At 65.4% G+C, this 21,422-nt stretch carries 18 protein-coding genes; 11 read left to right on the top strand and 7 right to left on the bottom strand.

Features of this window, described 5'->3' with window-relative positions:
• Positions 1-65: 65 nt before the first annotated feature.
• Both HDR50_RS05945 and rfbD read right to left on the bottom strand, forming a co-directional pair.
• Positions 66-1,280, bottom strand: a complete 1,215-nt coding sequence (locus HDR50_RS05945; protein ID WP_291356843.1) for a DUF3179 domain-containing protein — start codon at positions 1,278-1,280, stop codon at positions 66-68.
• A 14-nt stretch (positions 1,281-1,294) separates the two neighbouring features.
• A complete protein-coding gene (rfbD, locus tag HDR50_RS05940) occupies positions 1,295-2,176 on the bottom strand; it encodes a dTDP-4-dehydrorhamnose reductase (RefSeq protein ID WP_291356841.1) in 882 nt (293 codons plus the stop codon).
• A gap of 145 nt (positions 2,177-2,321) precedes the next feature.
• Between rfbD and HDR50_RS05935 the strand changes: the two genes are divergently transcribed.
• Positions 2,322-3,107, top strand: a complete 786-nt coding sequence (locus HDR50_RS05935; protein WP_291356839.1) for a sirohydrochlorin cobaltochelatase — start codon at positions 2,322-2,324, stop codon at positions 3,105-3,107.
• Positions 3,108-3,129: 22 nt separating this feature from the next.
• Positions 3,130-3,984, top strand: a complete 855-nt coding sequence (locus HDR50_RS05930; protein WP_291356837.1) for a hypothetical protein — start codon at positions 3,130-3,132, stop codon at positions 3,982-3,984.
• A gap of 81 nt (positions 3,985-4,065) precedes the next feature.
• On the opposite strand, the gene HDR50_RS05925 is transcribed toward HDR50_RS05930, so the two are convergent.
• Genes HDR50_RS05925 through mqnE form a run of 3 tightly spaced genes read right to left on the bottom strand, consistent with a single transcriptional unit; the run spans position 4,066 to position 7,191 of the window.
• Positions 4,066-4,902, bottom strand: a complete 837-nt coding sequence (locus HDR50_RS05925; protein WP_291356835.1) for a menaquinone biosynthesis protein — start codon at positions 4,900-4,902, stop codon at positions 4,066-4,068.
• Positions 4,895-6,025, bottom strand: a complete 1,131-nt coding sequence (gene mqnC / locus HDR50_RS05920) for a cyclic dehypoxanthinyl futalosine synthase (RefSeq protein WP_291356833.1) — start codon at positions 6,023-6,025, stop codon at positions 4,895-4,897. The genes HDR50_RS05925 and mqnC overlap by 8 nt, the downstream gene beginning before the upstream one ends.
• A complete protein-coding gene (gene mqnE / locus HDR50_RS05915; RefSeq protein WP_291356831.1) occupies positions 6,025-7,191 on the bottom strand; it encodes an aminofutalosine synthase MqnE in 1,167 nt (388 codons plus the stop codon). The genes mqnC and mqnE overlap by 1 nt, the downstream gene beginning before the upstream one ends.
• 131 nt (positions 7,192-7,322) lie before the next feature.
• Between mqnE and HDR50_RS05910 the strand changes: the two genes are divergently transcribed.
• Entirely contained in the window at positions 7,323-8,201 is an 879-nt protein-coding gene (locus tag HDR50_RS05910) for a 1,4-dihydroxy-6-naphthoate synthase (protein ID WP_291356829.1), read from the top strand.
• Positions 8,202-8,241: 40 nt separating this feature from the next.
• Positions 8,242-9,693, top strand: a complete 1,452-nt coding sequence (locus HDR50_RS05905) for an MATE family efflux transporter (RefSeq protein ID WP_291356827.1) — start codon at positions 8,242-8,244, stop codon at positions 9,691-9,693.
• Between the two features lie 93 nt (positions 9,694-9,786).
• Here HDR50_RS05905 and HDR50_RS05900 read toward each other — a convergent pair whose 3' ends face one another.
• Positions 9,787-10,671, bottom strand: coding sequence for a LysR family transcriptional regulator (locus HDR50_RS05900; protein WP_291356825.1), 885 nt, complete (start codon positions 10,669-10,671; stop codon positions 9,787-9,789).
• Positions 10,672-10,827: 156 nt separating this feature from the next.
• On the opposite strand from HDR50_RS05900, the gene HDR50_RS05895 reads away from it, so the two are divergent.
• From HDR50_RS05895 to dmpI, 3 genes are all read left to right on the top strand, one after another.
• Entirely contained in the window at positions 10,828-11,301 is a 474-nt protein-coding gene (locus tag HDR50_RS05895) for a cyclophilin-like fold protein (RefSeq protein ID WP_291356823.1), read from the top strand.
• A 146-nt stretch (positions 11,302-11,447) separates the two neighbouring features.
• Complete coding sequence (locus tag HDR50_RS05890) at positions 11,448-12,443, top strand: flavin reductase (protein WP_291356821.1); 996 nt, start codon at positions 11,448-11,450, stop codon at positions 12,441-12,443.
• A 30-nt stretch (positions 12,444-12,473) separates the two neighbouring features.
• Positions 12,474-12,659, top strand: coding sequence for a 4-oxalocrotonate tautomerase DmpI (dmpI, locus tag HDR50_RS05885; protein ID WP_291356820.1), 186 nt, complete (start codon positions 12,474-12,476; stop codon positions 12,657-12,659).
• Between the two features lie 152 nt (positions 12,660-12,811).
• Here the strand turns inward: dmpI and yihA are convergent, their stop codons facing one another.
• The gene (gene yihA, locus HDR50_RS05880; protein WP_291356818.1) at positions 12,812-13,423 is read right to left on the bottom strand and encodes a ribosome biogenesis GTP-binding protein YihA/YsxC; all 612 of its coding nucleotides are present in this window, start codon (positions 13,421-13,423) and stop codon (positions 12,812-12,814) included.
• 200 nt (positions 13,424-13,623) lie between these two features.
• Between yihA and efp the strand changes: the two genes are divergently transcribed.
• The 4 genes from efp (at position 13,624) to dnaE (ending at position 20,942) form a co-directional block, all read left to right on the top strand.
• The gene (efp, locus tag HDR50_RS05875) at positions 13,624-14,181 is read left to right on the top strand and encodes an elongation factor P (protein WP_165076654.1); all 558 of its coding nucleotides are present in this window, start codon (positions 13,624-13,626) and stop codon (positions 14,179-14,181) included.
• Positions 14,182-14,187: 6 nt separating this feature from the next.
• Complete coding sequence (locus HDR50_RS05870) at positions 14,188-16,611, top strand: DNA translocase FtsK (RefSeq protein WP_291356815.1); 2,424 nt, start codon at positions 14,188-14,190, stop codon at positions 16,609-16,611.
• 59 nt (positions 16,612-16,670) lie between these two features.
• The gene (gene lolA / locus HDR50_RS05865; protein WP_291356813.1) at positions 16,671-17,363 is read left to right on the top strand and encodes an outer membrane lipoprotein chaperone LolA; all 693 of its coding nucleotides are present in this window, start codon (positions 16,671-16,673) and stop codon (positions 17,361-17,363) included.
• Between the two features lie 75 nt (positions 17,364-17,438).
• A complete protein-coding gene (gene dnaE, locus HDR50_RS05860) occupies positions 17,439-20,942 on the top strand; it encodes a DNA polymerase III subunit alpha (protein ID WP_291356811.1) in 3,504 nt (1,167 codons plus the stop codon).
• Positions 20,943-21,422 lie beyond the last annotated feature (480 nt).

The following is a 21,422-nucleotide window of genomic DNA, read 5'->3' as shown; positions in this document are numbered from 1 at the left end:
CGGCAAATTTCTTAGCCACATTCCGCGCCGCTGGCAAGCGCGTCCGGCGCGCCTCAAGCTGGCGCCTAAAGCGCCGGCTCCCAGCGCGGGCCGCCAGGCAATGCGCCGTCGCCTTCGCCACCCTTGGGGATCTCCGGCGTGTCGCCCACGCCCGGCGCTTCGGTGGAGAGCAGGTGCGCCGGCACCTCGCCGGGGCCCGGGATGACAAGGGTCTCGGGGTTGAGGCTGTACCACGCGAACCACATGGAATAGACCCCGAAAAACTCCTTCATGGAGGCGCCGCGCATGTTGCCGCCCGTGGCCTTGCCGGTGGCAGGGTCCCAGGTGCTTTTGGTGTTGATGTCCGTGAGGCTGCCGTCCTGCATGACGAACAGGAAGGGCTCGGCCCAGACCTGACGGCTGTAGATGCGCACCACGTCGAGCCTCTTGTCATGCACGGCCAAAAGCGGCGCCGGCCCGAGAAAAAAATTCACCGCGCCCTTTTTTTTCACATAGGCGATGTCCACGGCGAGGAGGAAATGGTCGTACTCCAGGCAGAGCATGGCCGTCTTGCGGTGAAAGCGCCTGTCCAGCCAGCGGGGCTGGTAGGCGAGGGTGTCGTTGTCGTAATAGGTGTCCTTCTTGAGGTAGCTGCCGTAGGGGTCGCGCCCGTAGGGGCGCCTGCCGCGCGGCTTTGCGAGCACGGGGGCGTCGGGATAGACGTGGCTCGCCGCGCCCCATGTGGTCCAGAACACGGGCAAGGTGGGCATGCCGCGCCCGAGGAGCGGCCCCTCGAAGGCCATGCCCATCTCCTGCAGCCAGAGACTGCCGGAATTGCGGTCGGTGAGGATGCTGTTGCCGTCATAGAGAAAGCCGGCCGTGCCGCCTGTGCCGCTGTGGCTCTCCACATCGAAGATGAGGTTCAGGCCCTGCATGGAGGCGTCATAGGCCATGAAGGTGCCCGTGATGGGGCAGTAGGTGACGGCATAGGCATGGTCGTTGATGAGCTCGTTGACCACCTGGTGCCAGACCAGATAGCGCTGCGGGTAGATGCGCGGGCCGTCCGGGAAGATGACCACGAAGGCCGGCTCGTTGTGCGTCATCTTGAGGTCGGCCTCGGCTACTGTATCATAGCGCGGCCGGTAGAGCGAGGTGATGGCCCCGGGCATGGGCACATCGACGAGATAGCGGGTGATGTCGGCGAGTTGCTCGAGGTTCTGGGGGCGCGCCTGCACGGGGGCGCCCCCAAAAAGGAGGAGCAGCAGCGCGGCCGCCCCGGCGAAGAGACCGGCCGGAAGCAAGGGCGGCCGCCGCATCAGCCGGCGCTCCCCCCTTCGGCGCCGGCGTATTCGCTGAAAAGGTATTCCCGAAGCGCCCGGGGCCACGGCCGGGGCTTTTCGCCCAAAAATTCAGCGAGTTTGCTGTTGTCGAGCGCGGAATTGGCCGGCCGTTCCGCGGCCTGCGGCCACTCGCTGCCCGGGATGGGCTCCACCCGGCAGGGGCCTGAGGTGAGGGCGATGGCTTCGCTCGCGAGCTCGCACCAGCTCGCCACGCCGCTGTTGACCGCGTTCCAGATGCCGGTGGCGCGAGCCCGGGCCAGCTTCTCGGTCCAGCGGGCGAGGTCGAGGGTATAGGTGGGCGAGCCGATCTGGTCATGCACCACGCTCACGGCGTCGCGCTTGCGGCAGGCATTGAGGATGACATCCACGAAGTTGGCGCGCCCGGGCCCGAAGAGCCACGCCGTGCGCAGCACGCAGCTCCGCTCCGGGAGCGCGCTCAGCACGGCCTCCTCGCCGGCGAGCTTGGTGCGCCCGTAGACGCTCTTGGGGTGCGGGGTGTCGGTTTCGCGCCAGGGGCCGTCATGGGGGCCCGAAAAGACAAAATCCGTGCTGAAATGGACGAGGTGCCCGTGCCCGAGGGCGGCCAGCGTGCGCGCCAGCGCGTCCGGCAGGGTGCGGTTGGCGATGAGCGCCTCTTCGGGATGCTCCTCGGCGGCGTCCACCCGCGTCCAGCCGAGGGCGTTGAACACCACGTCGGCGCCGGTCTCTTCCAGCAGGCCGCGCAGAAACTCGAGGTCGAGCAGGTTGCCGTCCGTGCGGCTGAAGACGCGCGTTTCCCAGCCCGCGTCCGTGAGGGTGCGCGTCAATGCCTGCCCCACAAGGCCGGTGGCCCCGCCGAGAACCAATGCTTTCGCCATGCCCGACCTCCTGCCGTTCCATGGGCGTTCGCACGCCTGTGTTCCGTATGGCGCGACTCTAGCCCCAAGCCACAGCACGGTCAACATGGCCGGGGCGCCCGCCGCGGCTTGCGGGCGGGGGGCAAGTGACGTACAAAGAATGCGCATGAGAAGGGCGATTCTTCTGGCGGCGTTCGGCGCGGCCACTCCGCAGGGGCGCCAGGCCCTGCACGCCTTTGACGCCATGGTGCGCGAGAGGTTCGCCGGCTGGTCCGTGCGCTGGGCCTTCACCTCGCCGCTCTTGCGCGAGCGCCTTGCCAGGGCGCGCCAGAAAAGCGATTCCGTCCGCAAGGCCCTTATGCGGCTCAGCTTCGAGCGCTATGAGCGTGTGGCCGTGCAGCCCCTGCAGGCCATCGCCGGCGCGGAGCATGAAGAAGTCTGCGCCGCCTGCGCCGAGGCCGTGCAGGATCTGGGCCTTTGCTGCCGTGTGGGCGCGCCGCTTCTGGCGGAGCCAGCCGACGTGGAGGCCGCGGCGCGGGCCTTGGCCACGCATCTCCCCGAAGGGCGCCTCCCCCATGAGGACGTGGTGCTCATGGGGCACGGCGCCCGGCATGCCGGGGGCGCGCGCTATGCGGACCTCGCGGCGGCCATGCGGAAGCTGGACGCCCGCGTCCATGTGGGCACCATGGGCGACGCCATGGCGCTTACGTCCATCCTGCCGAGACTCACGTCGGGCAGGGTGTGGCTCATGCCCCTGCTTTCTGTGGTGGGGCAGCACGCCCTGCGCGACATGGCGGGCGAGGGCGCCGGCTCCTGGCGCTCGCGTATCGAGGGCGCGCAGCACGAGTGCGTGCCCGTGCTCAGGGGCCTTGCGGAATATCCGGGCGTGGCCGGGATCTGGCTGCGCCATCTGGAAACCGCCGCGGCTGAGGCCTGCGGCGAAACCTTGTAGTACTTCAGCAACGAGGTGGAAGATGCGCGGGAAACTTGTGTCCACACTGGTGATGACGCTCATGCTCCTGGGCTGTGCCGCGGGCGGCAGCGGCGGCGGGAGCGAGCAGGCGGCAGCCGCGCCGGAGCAGGTGGCGCTTTCCGGGGGTGCGCCCGGCGGCGGGGTCAATGCCTTCAATCCCTACATGCAGGCGAAACTCCCCAATACGCGCGAGTTCACCAGCGAGGGGCAGCAGATGCTCGGCGCCATGGGCGGCGGCCAGCCCACCATTGAGGGCGAGGCGGCGCACCGCAAAAACTGGCGCGAAGAGATCTATCCCGTGGTCTTCGGCGAGCGCACGGCCCCGCACGAGATTTTGGTGCTGCTCAATTTCGCCAATCCCAAAAGCGCCGAGGTGTGGAAGGCCGTGACCACGGCAAGCCGCTCCCTCTCGCCGAAGGAGTGCAAGATCGCCGTTTTCGCCAACAGCACGGAGAATTACGGCACCGACCTCATGGGCCTCGCCATCTGGATCGCCCATTCCCGGCCCGGGCAGGCGATGCCCTACCTCACCTACGCGCTCGACCGCTGGAACGAGGTCAAGGCGGCGCAGCGCCGCGCGGGCTCCGTGAAGACCTTTAAAAATGAATACGACGCCACGGTGCAGCCCACGGACTATCCCATCCACTACGCCTATCTTTCGCGCGTGAAGCCGCCGGTGCCGGCGCAGGACGAGCTCAAGGTGGCCAAATATTGCTACGATGCGGGCAATGTGAACATGTACCAGACGACCCAGCTCTGCCAGTATTACGGCGTGGGCGAGCTGCCGGCGGTCATCGTGGACGGCAGGGTTCTCGGCAAGGTGTCGGCCGACGCCATTCTCAAGGCCCTGAAATAAGCTCTTGCGGACAATTCCGCCAAAAAAACGGGCGCTCCGGGAGTTCCAGGGCGCCCGTTTTTGCGTGCAGGCTGCGGCCGCTTAGCGCGAGAAAAAGCGCAGCGGCGGCACGGCGGCGATGATTCCGGCGGCCGCGAGTTTTTCATAGAAGAGGTGAAGGCCGCGCAATTCTTCTGCCCCCAGGCTGTAGACAAGCCCTTCGCGGTAGTAGAAGGCGAGGTCCTCGCGGCTCAGCGGGCAGCCGTGCCCCGTGAGGTCGAGGATGACATCCATGTGCGCGAGGCCCCAGTCGCGCCCGCGGCGCAACAGCTCGCCCGGGTCGTCGTGGAAGAGGCCGCGCTCGGCGGCGTCCCGGCTCACCACCCAAAGCCCGAAAATGAAGGGCAGGCCCGTCCAGTCGCGCCAGGCCTCGGCGAGGTCCACGCGGTAGGGATAGTCGGGGTGCTGCCTGAGGCGCAGGGCCTCGTCGCCGATGGCGAGAAAGGCCGTGGGCGGCGACGCCGAGCGCAGGGCCGGGGAGACCTGGCCCGTCCTGTAGGTTACGGGCTGCCGGTAGCGGTCGCGCATGAGCAGGCGCAGAAGGGCCACGGAGGTGTGGCTCTCGCCGCTGATAAGGATCTCATGCCCGCCAAGCTCCTCCACGGGCACGCGCGAGAGCAGGAGCACGCTCATCACCGGCCCGCGCGAGCCGATGGAAAGGTCGTCCACCAGATAGTACCGCTCCGGCCGGCGCGCGTATTCGAAGCAGGAGCAGGAGGACACGTGCAGCTCGCCGCGGCCCATCATATCATTGAGCAGGGCCGGCGGGCCGGCGACAAGCTCATAGTCGTGCGGCAGGATGCCGGCCTCGAGCGGATGGTAGATGGGCAGCACGTTGAGATAGCTGATACGCCCCATGCGCAGCACGGTCTCAGGCATGGGCGGCCGCCTCGCCCACAGGGCGGTAATCCATGGTGCGCTGCACCGGCGTGAAGCCGGCCGCGCGGATGACGGCCTCGATCTCCTTGCGGGTCATGCGGTAGGAAACGCCGGCCGCGGCGACCACATTTTCCTCGATCATCAGCGAGCCGAAATCGTTGGCGCCATAGAAGAGCGCCAGCTGCGCTATCTGCGGCCCCATGGTCACCCAGGAGGCCTGGATATTGGGGATGTTGTCGAGCACGAGGCGCGAGATTGCGAGCAGGCGCAGATATGCCGGCGCGGGCAGGCTCTGGCAGCGGATGCGCGTGTTGGCCGGCTGGAAGGTCCAGGGGATGAAGGCGGTGAAGCCGTGGGTTCTGTCCTGCACGGCGCGCAGGGCGAAGAGGTGGTCGAGCCGGTGGCCCGGCTCCTCCTCATGGCCGAACATCATGGTGGCCGTGGTCTTCATGCCGAGGCCGTGCGCGGCCTCCATGACGGAAAGCCACGCATCGGCCGAGCATTTGTTGGGCGAGACCTGGCGGCGCACGTCATTTTGGAGCACTTCCGCCCCGCCCCCGGGCACGGAGTCGAGCCCCGCTTCCCTGAGCCTGCGCAGGACCTCCACGACGGGAAGACCGAACTTTTCCGACCAGAACCAGATCTCGGGCGGCGAAAACGCGTGGATATGGAGGTTCGGCCAGGTGGCGCGCATCCAGCGCAAAAGATCCTCGTACCATTCCAGCGGAAGATCCGGGTGATGGCCGCCCTGAAGCAGGATCTGCGTGCCGCCGAGGCGCAGGGTCTCCTCGATTTTTTGCGCCATCTCCTCCCGCGTGATGACATAGCCCTCGGGATGCTCCGGCGGGCGGAAAAAGGCGCAGAAGCGGCAGCCGCACACGCAGACATTGGAATAATTGATATTCCTGTCGCCCACATAGGTGACGACAGGCTCGGGATGCAGCCGAAGGCGCATGTCATTGGCGAGGCGCGCCAGGGTGAGCAGGCTCGCGCGGTAATAGAGGGCTTCGGCGTCCGCGCGCTCGAGGCGTTCCCCGGCGGCGGCTTTTCGGGCGGCGCGGGCCACGTCCGCATAGGCGGGCGTGTCGTCATCAAAGGGGCTGTGCGCGGGGGCGAAGTCCATCAGCATGTCTCCTTGCGGGGGCGCGCCGCCGTGGCGGCATCCCCTCCGTTCCCGGGCATGGCCTCAAAAACGGCGTTGCGGCGCACCGGCCTGAAACCGGAGGCGCGGATCATGGCTTCGAATTCGTCGATGGTCAGACCCTGGGCCGAGGCCGCGCCCGCCATGTGGCCGATGCGCTCCTCCACGATGGTGCCGTCGAGGTCGTCCGCGCCGTACCAGAGGGCCGTCTGCGCGAGCTTGGGGCCGAGCATGATCCAATAGGCCTTGATATGCGGGATATTGTCGAGCAAGAGCCGCGAAACGGCCACCGTGCGCAACTGGTCGAGCCCGCGCACCGGCCCCGAGCGCTCCTCGGGGAGTTCAAGACGGCTGTTTTCCGTGAGGAAGGGCAGGGGGATGAAGCAGGTGAATCCGCCGCTCTCGTCCTGCTGGGCGCGCAGCCGGAGCAGGTGCTCCACGCGCATGGCAGGGGTCTCGAGGTGCCCGAAGAGCATGGTGCAATTGGTGACGATGCCGAGGCTGTGCGCCTCGGCCGAGATGCGCAGCCAGGCCTCGGCGTCAGCCTTGTGCGGGCAGAGCTGCGCGCGCAGGTCTGTATCAAAAATTTCCGCGCCGCCGCCGGGCATCATCCGAAGGCCGCAGGCCTTGAGGCGCCGGAGCACCTCAAGGGTGCTGATGCCTTCGAGCGCGGCGAAATGCGCGATCTCCACCGGGGTGAAGGCCTTGAGCGGCAAGTCGGGCCAGCGGTCGGCCACGGTGCGCAGCACGTCCTCGAACCACGCGAGGCCGAGCTTCGGGTGGCAGCCGCCCACCATGTGCATCTCGTCAAGGCGCAGGGTGCCCCCCTGCGCGCCCTCGAGCCGGGCGAGGATGTCCTCCTTGCTGAGCTGGAAGGCCCCGTCCTCGTCCGCATGGTCGCGCCTGAAGGCGCAAAAGAGGCAGCCGTTGACGCAGACATTGGTATAATTGACCTGCCGGTTCACCACATAGTAGGCCGCGTCGCCGTGCAGGCGGAAGCGCACCTCGGCCGCCAGCGCGCCCACGGCCGTGAGGTCGGGGCAGGCGAAGAGGGCGAGGCCGTCCTCGTAGGAGAGGCGTTCGCCGGAAAGCACCTTGTCAAGGATGGACGAAAGGCCGAGGGCCGCATAATATGCTTTGTCTGGCATGGATGTCCTTGTGGCCGCGCGCCCGCAAGCCCCGCCGGCGGATTCCGGCGGCGCGGCTGCCGGTGGGCCGGCAGTCGGGAGCATCCGCCAACATATCGCCGCGCAAGCGGCATTGTCAACGTGAGGTGGAAATGTCCGCTCAGGAGCTTGTGCTTTCCCTGGGGCTCTCGCCGTGCCCCAACGATACCTTCATCTTCCACGCCCTGCTTGAGGGTCTCGTGCGCGTGCCCGCGCCGGCCCCGTGGAGCGGCCATATACGCTTTGTGCCGCACTTCGCCGATGTGGAGGAGCTGAACGCCATGGCCGTGGCCGGGCGCCTCGACGTGACCAAGCTCTCTCTCGGCGCCGTGGCGCGCATCATGGAGGGCTACGCGCTCTTTTCCTCCGGGGCGGCGCTCGGCTGGGGCTGCGGGCCGCTCGTGGTGGCAGAAAGGCCGCTCACGCCGGAGCAACTGGCAAGCGCCAGAGTGGCAGTGCCCGGCTTCATGACCACGGCCAACCTTTTGCTCGACCTGCACGGCGGTTTCGGGGGCCCGCGCCGGGAGATCCTTTTCAGCGACATCATGGATGCGGTGGCGCGAGGCGAGGACGAGGCCGGCGTCATCATCCACGAGGGCCGCTTCACCTATGCGGAGCATGGCCTTGTCAAGATACTGGACCTCGGCGAGTGGTGGGAGGGCGCCTTTCACCTGCCACTGCCGCTGGGTGCCATCGCCGGCAAGCGCAATCTGCCGCTTGCCGTGGGGCTCGCCGTTGAGGCGGCCATCGCCGAGAGCCTGCGCCACGCCTGGGCGCATCCCGAAGTCTCGCGCGCCTTTATCCGCGCGCACGCGCAGGAACTGGACGACGCGGTGACCAGCGCGCATATCGAGACCTTCGTCACGGCCTACAGCGAAGACCTGGGGCCGGCCGGCCGTGAGGCCATCACCACGCTGGTGCGGCGCTCGGCCAAGCTCCTCGGCGTGCCCATGCCGGCGGCCGGACTGTTCTGGCCGGAGGCCGCGGCATGAAGGGCGCGGGCCTGCTGCGTCCCGCATTGAGGAGGGGCGCGTGAAGAGCATCTTTTCCTGGGCCGAGGCCCGGCGTTACTTCGTCATCGGGCTGCCCATCTTCATCGCCCAGCTCTCGCAGACGGGCATGAACTTCGCGGACACCGCCATGACCGGGCAGTACAATGCCGAGGACATGGCGGCTGTGGCCGTGGCCGGCTCCATCTGGGGGCCGGCGGCGGTGTTCGGCATCGGCTGTCTTTTGGCGCTCCCACCGCTGAGCGCGCAATTCGTGGGCGCCGGCAAGCGGCGGCGCGCCGCGCACCTGCTGCGCCAGGGCATCTGGCTCACCGTGGGCCTCTCCCTCGTGCTCATGGCCTTTTTCTACGTCATTTCCTGGCATCTGGAGGCCTTCGGGCTCGCCCCGCAGATGGCCGACCTCGCCGGCGGCTATCTGCGCGCCCTCCTGTGGGGCCTGCCCGGCTTCATGTTCTTCGTGAACCAGCGCAGCTTTCTGGAGGGCTTCTCGCGCACGCGGCCGGCCATGATCATCGGCCTGCTGGGTCTCGCCCTCAACGTGCCCTGCAACTACATGCTCATTTACGGGAAATGCGGCTTCCCGGCCATGGGCGCCGTGGGCTGCGGCGTGGCCTCGGCCGTCTGTTACTGGTTCATGGGCCTCGCCATGATGTGCTTTTTGCGGCGCGACCCGCAGTACCGCGACTTGCGGCCGCTCTTCGCGCCCTGGCTCTCTAGGCGCAAAAAAAGAGCGGAAAACGCGCCCGCGGGGGAGGGCGCCCAGGCCCGCGAGGAGTACGGCCCGGTCTTTGACTTCCCGCTCATGTTCCGCGCCCTGCGCATCGGCTTCCCGAGCGCGCTGGCGCTCTTTTTCGAGGTCTCGCTCTTCGCCCTGAGCGCCATTTTGCTGGCGCCGCTCGGCACGGTCATGGTGGCGGGAAACCAGATCGCCATGAATTTCAGCGCGCTCATCTTCATGGTGCCGCTCGCCATCGGCATGACCGCCACCATCCGCGTGGGCTATTGCCTCGGCGCGCGCAAGGTGGCGCAGGCGAAACTTTCCGCGCTCACGGCCATGACCCTCAGCGTGGTCTTCGCCCTCCTCATCTGCGCGGGCACCGTCCTCTTCCGCGCCCATATCGTGCACATTTACAACGACGACCCCGCGGTGACCAAACTCGCCATGCGCCTCTTGCTCTTCACCGCGGCCTACCAGATCGTGGACGGGCTCCAAATGGCGGGCATCGGCGTCTTGCGCGGCTACAACGACACGCGCATCATCTCGGTCATCTGTTTCGCAGCCTACTGGATCATCGGCCTGCCGCTCGGCTATGTGCTCGCCCGCACCGACTGGATCGTGCCGGCCATGGGCGCCGAAGGCTTCTGGATATGCTACCTGGCGGCGCTCGGCTTCAGCGCCGCGGCGTACTGGCTCAGGGTGCGCTATCTGCACTCCCTGCCGCCGGAAAAGGTGCTCGCCCGGGTGCGTAGGTAGAGCCGCAAGAGTACGTGGACTCGGGGCGCGGAAAAAGAAGGTTTGTCCCGGTGTTGCAGGAAAAATGCGTGGTTTTGCATCATCTGTGCGCCCTCACGCGCTCTTGAACCGGTTCAGCACCATGGTGAGGAACGTCTGGGCCGCGGGGGAAAAGAGGTTCTGCTTTCTCCAGGCAAAATAGAGGGCCACAGGCAGGGCCGGCTTGCAGGGGCGAAAGCAGATTTCGGGGTCATTGCTCACATTGATGAGCCTGTCGAGGCCCAGGGCGATGCCGAGACCCTTGCGCACCAGTATTGAAGCATTGTAGAGCAGGTTATAAGTGGCGGCGATATTCAGCTCGGAAAATTCCCTCCGCATCCATTTCGAGATATGCCATTCCATGTAGGACTGCTTGGAAATGATGATCGGCTCGTGCCACAGGTCTTCAGGAGTGATGGCATCTCGCAAGGCAAGGGGGCTTTCCTTGCGCATCAGCGCGCCCCACATGTCGACTTCAGGCAGCCGGATGGACTCATAGGCCGATACCCGGGCGGGCTCGATGAAGAGCCCGAAATCGAGCAGCCCGTTGTTCAGGCGTTCTGAAACTTCGTCGCCGTCGCCGCTGAACACATGGAAGCGCACGCGCGGCGAAAGCTCGCGCAGTTTTTTCATGACTTCCGCGACCATCCCCAGGACCCAGCTCTCCCCGCTGCCGAGATAGATATCCCCGGAAAGCTCGTTTTCCGGCTGCCGGAATTCGCACTGCGTCTTGTTCACGAGTTCCAAAATCTCTTCAGCGCGTTTTTTGAGGCGCACGCCGGCGGCGGTCAAGGTGAGCCGCCGGCCGCCGCGCTCGAAGAGCTGGGCACCCAGCTCTTCCTCAAGGGCCGCGAGCTGCCGCGAGAGGGTGGGCTGCGTCAGGTGCAGGAAGTCCGCCGCCGCTGTCATGTTCGCCATGCGCGCGAGCACAAGGAAGTTATGCAAAATCTTTATTTCCATAGCTGTTATCCATGTATTTTTTGTATATATTAGCATAAAAAATAAGTATTGTACATAGTTCGCAGGAATGGCTATTTCAATAGCAATCACCTTACACGCATTGCGCATCGGTTCGCGCGCCTTCCACCGCGGAAATCAAACCAAGAGGCAAGAGCCATGAAATTTTGCAGCAAAACACTTCCTCTCGTCCTTGCGGCGCTCCTCTTTCTGTCTGCTCCGTGCGGTGCGGCAGATGTTGCCGCGGTGGCGCCGGCTCCGGGGCATGCGGTGAGGATACTCTTCGAGGGCCGCGAAGCCGTGGCGACCCTCCTTGACAACCCCCTCGCGGACGCATTTTTGCGGCTGCTGCCCCTGGAGGTGGAGTTCAGCGACTTTGCAGGGGAGGAAAAGATCTTTTACCTGCCGGAAAAACTGCCTGTACGCGGCACGGCCAATGCCGACGAGCAAAAGGGCGACTTCTGCTATTACGCGCCGTGGGGGAATATGGCGGTATTTTACAAGGGCTACGGGCACGGGAAGAATCTTTATGTCGTGGGGAACCTCATCGCGGGAAAAGAAAAGCTCGCGGCCATGAAACAGGATTTTAAGGCCCGCATCGAAGTGCTGGATGCAGGGAAGAGCAAGAATTAAGGCGCGTTAGCAGCGGCATTTTAACTTTTTCTCCAAACCAAAGAGAACTGAATATTTTTTCCATGGTTCAGAACTGTGGTAACAATGCTTTACATGAAGATACAAGGCTTCTGGACAGGGTGCCTTCAAAAAAGAAGGAGGGAGATATGAAGAAAATTTGGCGTCTTTTGCTTTGCCTGGCGGCTCTCTCCATGCCGCTGGCGGCTTCACAGGCCCAGGGAGGTGACACAGCCATGGAGAAAGTCAATATCGGAAAAAAACTGGCCCTCTACCCCAGCGTCGTTACCGTGGTGGGCGCCGAAGTCAAGGGCAAGGTCAACTGGCTCACTGTGGCCCACACCGGCACCATAGGGCACAACATGATCATGGTCAGCATGAGCCAGTCCCACTACACCAATCAGGGCGTCATCGAGAGCGGCAAGCTGTCGCTCAACCTTGTGGAAAGGGACATGCTCCCCCAGGTGGATTATGTGGGCACGGTGAGCGGGGCCAACGCCGACAAGTCGGGGGTGTTCGCCTGGCACAGGGGCGAGAACGGCTCGCCCATCATTGACGCCTCCCCCGTGTCCATCGAGCTCAATGTGGTGGACAATTACAAGGCCGGGGGTTTTGACAATTTCATCTGCACTATCGCCAATACCTACGCGCGCAAGGATGTTTTGGATGCAGCGGGCAAGCTGGACTACCATGTGCTGAAGCCCGTGCTGTTTGAATTCCCCACCTATTCCTATCTCGCCACGGGCGAGATGCTGGGAAAATGCCGCCAGTATGCGCAAAAGCCCTCCATGGGAGCCAAGCTGCCCATGACGGAGAGCGGCATCACGCGGCTTTCGCGCATCGAGGTGGACCCCCAATATCTGGAGGAATACAAGAAATTCGCCGCGGAAGTGGGGGAAGTTTCCCTGCGCACAGAGCCCGGCGTGCTCACCATGTATGCCGTGGCCGACAAGAAAAACCCGTGCCTTATCACCATCCTTGAGACCTATGCCAGCAAGGAGGCATATGAGAAGCACATCGCGTCGCCGCATTTCCAGAAATACAAGCAGGGCACGCTGAAAATGGTCAAGGATCTGGTGCTGGACGACCAGGCGCCGCTCAATGAAAACAACAAGCTGACGAACTACATGGTCATTCCCTACTAAGTGAAGCATATCACGGAAAGGAGGCGCACGATGCCCGCGATCATCATGGAACTCGCCCCGCTGGAAAAAGAAAAGAAGGCCCGGCTCGTCCGCGAAGTCACCGAGAGTACTTCCCGGGCCACCGGGCTCCCGCCCGAGGCGATTTTTGTGTTCATCAAGGAGAACAGCCTGGAAAATATCGGGGTGGGAGGCACCTTGCTCGCCGACCGGCGCTGAGCCCGGCCGGTGGGGACAATCGGCAGCACTCAGGGAGAAGATGGAACAGGAGCGGAACCCGGGCAGGAACCTGATTGTCGAAGACGACAGCAGCCCCTTGATGCGCAAGGGGCTGCTGTTGTTTTAAAACCCGGGCCACAGCCCGGTACGCGTCAGGCCTTTTGCGTCTCCTGCTCGCCGTCCTCCTCCGGCCCGAGCGCCGCGGCGTCCAGCGCGCGCCACAGCTTGTCGATGCCCTGGCGGTGCGAGGCCGAGGTGATGATGGGGGCCACCCCCAAGATGTCACGCCATTCCCGGCGCCGGGCCTCGCGCTCGCGCTGGCTGCACTTGTCGGCCTTGGTCAGGATGGGCAGCACGGGAAGCCCCTTGGACGAGGCGAAGGCCGCGAGGTCCATGTCCAGCTTCTGCGGGGGCAGGCGGCAGTCGAGCAAAAGCGCCAGCGCCCGGATGTGGCGGTCGGTGCTGAGATAGGTCTCCAGCGTTTTTGCCCACTGGCGCCGCTCCTCGTGGCTCGCGCGGGCATAGCCGTAGCCCGGCAAATCGACGATATAGTAGTCCTGCGGGCGCACGCGGTAGAAATTGACCGAGCGCGTCTTGCCCGGCTGCGCGCTCACCTTGGCGAGCTTCTTGCGGCCGGCGAGGGCGTTGATGAGCGAGGACTTGCCCACGTTGGAGCGCCCGGCGAGCGCGATCTGCGGGCGGTCGAGCGTGGGGAGCTGGCCGGTCACATAGGCCGTGGTTTCCAGTTCAAGGGTGCTTTCCATACATATTCTCCGGGAGAGGGGCCGGCCGCCTTCCGCGCGCCGCCGGGCGCGCCTTGACAGCAGGGCGTTTTTGCATAGACTGGTGAACTCGGATTTTCGGGACGATGGTCCACCCCTGCCAGGGTAGCTTTCGGCGCCCGTCCCTGCAACCGCCATGACAGGAATTTTCGCGGCAGGCCCCGCCGGCCGCAGGAGGAAGCATGTACTCTACCACGGACTTTCGCAAGGGGCTCAAGATCGAAGTGGAAGGGACCCCGTATGAAATCGTCGAGTTCCAGCACTTCAAGCCCGGCAAGGGCGGCGCCATGGTGCGCACCAAGCTGCGCAACATCCTCACCGGGCGCATGCAGGACATCACCTTCCGCTCGGGCGACAAGGTGGGAAAGCCGGACATGGAAACCCGCGACATGCAGTTCCTCTACCGCGAGGGCGACGACCTCATCTTCATGGACATGACCACCTATGAGCAGCTTTCCATGCCCGTGGCCACCACCGGCGGCAAGGAGGGCTTCCTCAAGGATGGGCAGGAATGCCGCGTGCTCCTCTATCAGGGGCGCCCGCTCGACATCGACATCCCGCTCTCCCTCGTGCTCGAGATCACGGACACCGAGCCCGGCGCCAAGGGCGACACGGTGAGCAATGTGACCAAGCCCGCCACCCTTGAGACCGGCCTTGTGGTGCAGGTGCCCATTTTCGTCAATATCGGCGACAGGATCAAGGTCGACACCCGCACCAAGGAATACCTGGGCCGGGAATAAGCCCCCTTGCCGCTGGAGGAAAAGCCCACGGATATTCGCAAGTTCCTGCGCGAGCTGTTCGGCCTGTTCCTGCTCTTCTGGGCCCTGCTGCTGCTTTTGAGCCTGTTGAGCTTCGACGCGGCCGACCCGAGCTTCAACCATGTGGTGAGCTCGCAGGGCCCGGTGCACAACAAGGCAGGCCTGTTCGGCGCCTACGCGGCCGGCTTCCTCAACGACATCTTCGGCGTGGCCGCCTTCCTGTGGCCCCTTGTGTTCGGGGCCCTGGGGGCGGCCTACGTCTCTTCCGGCTATGCCCTGCACTGGTGGCGCTGGTGCGGCTTCTTCCTGCTCACCCTCTGCCTGCTGGTGGCGGGCTCGTGGTGGGATCTTTCCGCCGGCGACCTCGCGGGCGGCGGCATGGTGGGCAGCGCCCTCTACGACAACGCGCGCCACTACCTGAGCCCGGTGGGTTCAACCATGCTCTGGGTGTTCGTGCTCCTCGTGGGCCTGCAACTGGCCTGCAACTTTTCGTGGTTCAGCCTCGCCGCAAGGTTAAAGGACTGGGCCGCGGCCCTGCTGGAGGAGCGGAAGGAGCGCAGGCTCGCGAAAGCCGCCGAAACGGCGCCGGAATACCTCATCCCGGGAGAGGATGGGGGAGAGGACAAGGGCGGCGGTGCCCCGTGGTGGAAGCGCCTCGCCGCGCGCCTGCCCCTCCCTGATACCAAGGCCCTGAAAGAACGCCTCGCCCGTTGGCGCGATGCACTGGGCAGCATCCGGCCCACCGCCGGCAAGATGCCCGAGCTGGACTTCCCGGAGGCGGAAGGGGCGCCTGGCAGGGACGAAAGCGTCGAAGGGCAGGGCGCAAGCGAGGTTTCGGACGGCCGCGAAGAAGAGCCCCGGCCCGCGGCCCAGCCGCCCGCGCGACAAGCCGCGCCCGCGGCGCCGGCTCCCGCGCCGGCAGCTGACAAGCACGACGCCCCACGGCCCGCGCACGCTGCCGAGCCGCCCAAAGGGAGGCGCGCCAAGATCCCGCTGCCCGGCCTCGACCTGCTCACGCCGCCGGCCTCCGGGGGCGCCCGCGCCCGCGAGGATCACGAGGCCAGGGGCGCGGCGCTCATGGGCTGCCTCAAGGATTTCGACATTCAGGGCGACCTTGTGCGCGTGACCCCGGGACCCGTGGTCACCATGTATGAGGTCAGGCCCGCGCCCGGCATCCGCGTCAACCGCATCGCCAACCTGAGCGACGACCTGAGCCGCGCGCTCAAGGCGCCGGCCGTGCGCATCCAGGCGCCCATACCCGGTTCGGACACCGTGGGCATCGAGATCCCCAACGAGCAGCGCGAGACGGTCAATTTCCGCGAGCTCGCGGCGTCCGAGCCCTTCCGCCGGGGCTGCGGGCCGCTGACCATGATCCTCGGCAAGGACATCGCCGGCCGCCCGGCCATGGCCGACCTCACGCGCATGCCGCATCTGCTGGTGGCCGGCGCAACGGGCGCGGGCAAGAGCGTGTGCCTCAATTCCATCCTCGTGAGCCTTCTCTACCGCACCCAGCCGCAGGACCTGCGTCTGTTGCTCATCGACCCCAAGCGCATCGAGATGGCGGTCTATGCGGACGAGCCGCACCTCGTGCACCCGGTGGTCACGGAAATGGCCGACGCTAAGAACGCCCTCGAGTGGGCCGTCCACGAAATGGACGAGCGCTACCGCTCCATGGCGCGCCTCGGCGTGCGCAATGTGGCGGCCTACAACCAGAAGCTCGCCGCCTTCAGGAATGACCTGCCGCCGGATCTCGCCGACCTTGAGCGCCTGCCCTATCTCGTCATCGTCATCGACGAGCTGGCCGACCTCATGATGACCGCGGCCCGTGAGGTGGAGACCAGCGTGGTGCGCCTGGCGCAACTGGCGCGCGCGGCCGGCATCCACATGATCCTCGCCACGCAGCGGCCGAGCGTGGACGTGGTGACGGGCCTCATCAAGGCCAATTTCCCCTGCCGCATCTCCTTTCAGGTCACGTCGAGGCACGATTCACGCACCATCCTCGACCAGATGGGCGCGGAGCAGCTCCTCGGCCGGGGCGACATGCTCTTCAAGCCCAGCGGCGGCCGCCTCCAGCGCCTGCACGGGCCCTTCCTCGCCGACGAGGAGGTGCAGGCCGTGGTCAACCACTGGAAGCGCCAGCTCGCCCCCACCTATGAGGTGGACTTCTCGCAGTGGAGCGCCACTGCGGGCGCCGGCCCGGGCGGCGGGGGCGACGCCTCGCAGGACCCGCTCTATGAGGAGGCCCGCGCCTTCGTGCTCGAGTCGGGCCGGTCATCCATTTCCACCTCGCTGCTCCAGCGCCGCCTCCAGGTGGGCTATAACCGCGCCACGCGGCTCATGGATCAGTTCGAGGCCGAGGGGCTCGTCGGGCCCGCCAACGGCAGCAAGCCCCGGTCCATCATCCGGGGCTAGTTGCCCCCGGCGCTCTTTTGTCCGAAACTGCCAATGCTTCACCCGTGAAGGAGTGCGCCATGCGAACGAAAACGCTGACCGCCGCCGGCGGCCTGCTTGCCGCCCTGCTTCTGCTCCTTGCGCAGCCGGGCGCCTGCGCCGACGACGCCGTGCGCTACGCGGACCTCATCCGCACCCGCTACGAGGCCCTGAAATCCTTTGCAGCGGACTTCGAGCAGACACTCACCCACAAGGAAAGCGGCGCGGTGGAAAAGCGCAAGGGGCGCCTGCTTTTTCAGAAGCCCCTGCTTATCCGCTGGCAAACGGAAAAGCCGCACGAGGAAACCCTTGTCGTGACCGGCAAGGAGATTTGGGACTATCTGCCCGACGAGGACATCGCCTACCGCTATCCCCCGAACCTCGTGCAGGATTCGCGCAGCATCATCCAGGTGCTCACCGGCCAGTCGGCCATGAACCGGGATTTCGACGTCAAGGTGGCGGGCAGGGAGGGGGGCCTCGTGCGGCTTCTGCTCTATCCGCACGAGCCCACGCCGCAGATGGTGGAGGCGGCCATCTGGGTGGAGCCGGAGACCGGCTATATCCGCCGGGCCGACATCGTCGACTTTTACGGCAACGCCAATGACGTGCGGTTCACGTCTTTCAGGCCGGACGCGCGCGTGGCCCCGTCCGAGTTCCGCTTCACGCCACCGGCCGGCGTGGAGGTGGAAGACCGCATCGACCGCACCATCGAGGAGCGGGAACTTTTCAAGTAGCCCAGTACTAGTAGCCCAGTAGAGGAGGGGGGCCGCCCCGCGCGGCCGCCCTCACGCCAGCGCCCCGGAGCCGCCATGTCCGACTTTGTTCATCTTCATTGCCATACGGAATACAGCCTTCTCGACGGCGCCATCCGCATCCGGGATCTCTGCGCCCGCGCCAAGGACAACGGCATGGACGCCTGCGCCATCACGGACCACGGCAATCTCTTCGGGGCGGCCTATTTCTACTCCGCCTGCAAGGATTTCGGCCTCAAGCCCATCCTCGGCTGCGAGGTCTATACCTGCGCCGACCACACGGACAGGTCGCCCGAGACCGGCAAGCTGCGCAACCACCTCATCCTGCTGGCCCAGAACGACACGGGTTACCACAATCTCGTCAAGCTCGTGAGCCACGGCTTTCTTGAGGGCTTCTACTACAAGCCCCGGGTGGACAAGGCGCAACTGCGCAAATATTCCGAGGGGCTGGTGTGCCTTTCGGCCTGCATCGCCGGCGAGATACCGCGCGCCATCCTCGCCGATGACATGGACAAGGCCCGCGCCCTTGCCGACGAATACGCCGCCATCTATCCGGGCCGTTTTTATCTTGAGCTCCAGTCCAACGGCCTCCCCGAGCAGGAGCGCGTCAACACGGCCCTCATGGAGCTTGCCGAAAGCGCGCGCCTGCCGCTCGTCGCCACCAATGACTGCCACTATCTCGAGGCCGGGGACGCCGACGCCCATGAAGTGTTGCTCTGCATCCAGACGCAGACCACCATGGACGACCCCCGGCGCATGCGCTTCGAGACGCGCGAGCTCTATTACAAGACCGCGGAAGAGATGGAGCGCGCCTTCAGCCATGTGCCCGAGGCGCTGGCCAATACGGCGCGCATTGCGGAATCGTGCAACGTGGAGCTGGATTTCGGGCACCATTATTTCCCGGTCTATCCCCTGCCCGAGGGTGCGAGCATGGAATCCGAGTTTCGGCGGCTCGCCGAGGAGGGGCTGGAAAAGCGCCTCGAGGCCCACCCCGACCGCGCCCATATCGACCCAGAGCGCTACCGCGAACGCCTCCAGCACGAGATAGCGGTCATCCTCGAAATGGGCTTCCCGGGCTATTTCCTCATCGTGCAGGAATTCATCAACTGGGCCAAGAACCACGCCATCCCCGTGGGGCCCGGGCGCGGCTCGGCCGCGGGCTCGCTGGTGGCCTGGGCGCTCAAGATCACCAACCTCGACCCCTTACCTTACAACCTGCTTTTCGAGCGCTTCCTGAATATCGAGCGCGTCTCGCTGCCCGATATCGACGTGGACTTCTGCGAGCGCCGCCGCGGCGATGTCATCAAGCATATGGTGGAGACCTACGGCGAGGGCTCCGTCGCGCAGATCACCACCTTCGGCACCATGAAGGCGCGCGGCGTGGTGCGCGACGTGGGCCGGGCGCTCGGCATGAGCTTTGCGGAGACCGACCGCATCGCCAAGCTGGTGCCCGAAAGCCTGAAGATGACCATCGACAGGGCCTTGGAGGAAGAGCCGGAGTTGCGTCGCCTGCGGGAGGAGGACGAACAGGTGCGCCGCCTGCTCGACACGGCCAAAAGGCTGGAGGGGCTGGCGCGCCACGCCTCCACGCATGCGGCGGGCCTTGTGGTGTCGGACAGGCCCATGGAGGAGTATCTGCCGCTCTATCTTGGCAAGCGCGGCGAACTCGTGACCCAGTTCGACGGCCCCATGACCGAGAAGGCCGGCCTCGTCAAGTTCGACTTCCTGGGCCTCAAGACCATGACCCTCATCCAGGACACGCTGGACAACATCGCGCGCCAGGGCGCCGAGCCGCCGGACCTCGACACGCTGCCGCTCACCGACGCCCCCACTTACGAGCTCTACGCCCGCGGCGACACGGACGGCATCTTCCAGGTGGAAAGCTCGGGCATGCGCCAGTACCTGCGCATGCTCAGGCCCACCTGCTTCGAGGACATCATCGCCATGCTGGCCCTCTACCGGCCGGGGCCGCTGGGCTCGGGCATGGTGGACGAGTTCATCAAGCGCAAGCACGGCCAGGTGCCCGTGGTCTATCCGCATGACTCGCTCGGGGAGTGCCTGCGCGACACGTACGGGGTCATCGTCTATCAGGAACAGGTCATGCAGATCGCCCAGATCATCGCCAGTTACACGCTGGGCGGGGCGGACCTGCTGCGCCGGGCCATGGGCAAGAAAAAGCCCGAGGCCATGGCCCGCGAGCGCGTGACCTTCGTAGCCGGCGCGGAGAAGAACGGCATCCCGGCAGAAAAGGCCAACGAGATCTTCGACCTCATGGAAAAGTTCGCCGAATACGGCTTCAACAAGTCCCATTCGGCGGCCTATGCGCTCATTTCCTATTTCACGGCGTGGCTCAAGGTCCACCACAAGGTGGAATTCATGGCCGCCCTGCTCACCTCGGAAATGGGCAACCAGGACAAATTGCTCAAGTATGTGGCCGCCTGCAAGGACATGGGCATCGAGGTGCGCCAGCCCTCGGTGAACGAGAGCGAGCGCGAGTTCTCCGCGCGGGAGGGCTCGGTCGTCTTCGGCCTCGGCGGCATCAAGAACGTGGGCGACGAGGCCATCCGCGAGATTATCGAGGCGCGCCGCGAGGGCGGCGCCTACGGCTCGCTCTTTGACCTCGCCTGCCGGGTGAGCCTGCGCAAGGTGACGAAGCGCGTGCTGGAATCGCTCATCAAGGGCGGCGCCTGCGACTGCTTCGGCGTGCCGCGTGCGGCCATGCTCGCCGCGCTGGACCTCGTGGTGCTTCGCGCGCAGAAAAAGGCCAGGGCCATGAATTCGCCCCAGGTCTCGCTGCTGGCCATGGCGCCCGCGCAGGAAAGCGCGCCGCTCCCCGGGGTGGGCCTCGACTGCCCGGAGGCGGCGCTTCCGGAAATGGCCGATGACCTCAAGCTCAAGGCGGAAAAGGAGGCCCTGGGCTTTTTCCTCACGAGCCACCCGCTCCAGCCCTTCCACAGCGAGATACCGCGCCTCGGGCTCACCACGCTCGAGGCCCTGCACGAGCTGTTTGCCGGCGCGCGCGTCAACTGCGCCGTCCTCGTGACCAGCGTGCGCGAGGTCGTCACCAAGCGCGGCGACCGCATGGCCTTCGTGGCCGTGGAGGACTTCACCGGCCATGCGGAAGTGACCTTCTTCCCCAGGGATTACGCCGAGGCACGTGAGCTCATCAAAAGCGAACAGCCGCTCTGCCTCACCGCGCGCCTGGAGAGCCAGGGCGAGACCAACAGCGAAAATCCTGAGATGGAGGACGAGGCGGAGGCGCCGGCCCAGGAATGCAAGCTGCTCGGCCAGCGGGTCCGGCTGCTCGCCGATGTCTGCGCCGAGAGCGATTCGCCCATCGAGGTGGAAATCCCCGCGCACAGGCTCGGCCGGGCGGACATCCTCGCCCTGCGCAATATCCTCGAGAGCCATGCCGGCGAGGTGGAAGCCCGGGCTGTGGTCTGCCTGGACGGTTGCCACTGCCACCTGCGGCTGGGCGACGCCCTCAAGGTGCGCCCCGGGCCGGAACTCACCCGCGCCCTCGCTGCCTGGGCCACTGGCGAGCAGAACGCGGTGGCATAAAGGGGCGCCGGGGCGCACCTGTTTTGTATCGGTTGAAATATTTTCTATATAGAGTTTTTTATTCAATGCATGTGCCGTTGTGCGGGCCAGCTGCACAGTATCACTACTTATGGAAGAGGTTGGACTTGGTGTGGCTCGTTCCGTCAGGATTTGAGTTTCTGTCCGGGAGCGTGACGGCCTGCACATCCCGGGATGTTCCCGATGAGGACGCCTGCTCGTTATCACCTGCTAAAAAAGGTGCCGCTCCGCACTGTCCCAATGAACGAAACGGAAGTGCTCTGCTGTGCAGCGCGGCCGAAAAATTCCAGTATGGCGTCCTCCATACTTCATCCGTCAAATATTTTTCCTGAAAGTCAGAGAGAAGTATTGACGCTGCGGGGAAGGTTGTGTAGCCTCTTCCGTGTCGAGTGGTAAATCATGCCCGCGCGGTTGTCAGAGACATGTCGTTTTTCCGTGCTCAGGTTGCCGCACATCGTTTTT

Source organism: Desulfovibrio sp., from assembly GCF_014803725.1.
In the GTDB taxonomy this organism is placed as follows: domain Bacteria; phylum Desulfobacterota; class Desulfovibrionia; order Desulfovibrionales; family Desulfovibrionaceae; genus Desulfovibrio.
This window is presented reverse-complemented; position numbering and strand designations above follow the sequence as displayed.

Coding starts and splice junctions, on each gene's coding strand:
- rfbD (WP_291356841.1), bottom strand. CDS start 2,176: ATGGCGAAAGCATTGGTTCTCGGCGGGGCCACCGGCCTTGTGGGGCAG.
- HDR50_RS05935 (WP_291356839.1), top strand. CDS start 2,322: ATGAGAAGGGCGATTCTTCTGGCGGCGTTCGGCGCGGCCACTCCGCAG.
- HDR50_RS05930 (WP_291356837.1), top strand. CDS start 3,130: ATGCGCGGGAAACTTGTGTCCACACTGGTGATGACGCTCATGCTCCTG.
- HDR50_RS05925 (WP_291356835.1), bottom strand. CDS start 4,902: ATGCCTGAGACCGTGCTGCGCATGGGGCGTATCAGCTATCTCAACGTG.
- mqnC (WP_291356833.1), bottom strand. CDS start 6,025: ATGGACTTCGCCCCCGCGCACAGCCCCTTTGATGACGACACGCCCGCC.
- mqnE (WP_291356831.1), bottom strand. CDS start 7,191: ATGCCAGACAAAGCATATTATGCGGCCCTCGGCCTTTCGTCCATCCTT.
- HDR50_RS05910 (WP_291356829.1), top strand. CDS start 7,323: ATGTCCGCTCAGGAGCTTGTGCTTTCCCTGGGGCTCTCGCCGTGCCCC.
- HDR50_RS05900 (WP_291356825.1), bottom strand. CDS start 10,671: ATGGAAATAAAGATTTTGCATAACTTCCTTGTGCTCGCGCGCATGGCG.
- HDR50_RS05895 (WP_291356823.1), top strand. CDS start 10,828: ATGAAATTTTGCAGCAAAACACTTCCTCTCGTCCTTGCGGCGCTCCTC.
- HDR50_RS05890 (WP_291356821.1), top strand. CDS start 11,448: ATGAAGAAAATTTGGCGTCTTTTGCTTTGCCTGGCGGCTCTCTCCATG.
- dmpI (WP_291356820.1), top strand. CDS start 12,474: ATGCCCGCGATCATCATGGAACTCGCCCCGCTGGAAAAAGAAAAGAAG.
- yihA (WP_291356818.1), bottom strand. CDS start 13,423: ATGGAAAGCACCCTTGAACTGGAAACCACGGCCTATGTGACCGGCCAG.
- efp (WP_165076654.1), top strand. CDS start 13,624: ATGTACTCTACCACGGACTTTCGCAAGGGGCTCAAGATCGAAGTGGAA.
- lolA (WP_291356813.1), top strand. CDS start 16,671: ATGCGAACGAAAACGCTGACCGCCGCCGGCGGCCTGCTTGCCGCCCTG.
- dnaE (WP_291356811.1), top strand. CDS start 17,439: ATGTCCGACTTTGTTCATCTTCATTGCCATACGGAATACAGCCTTCTC.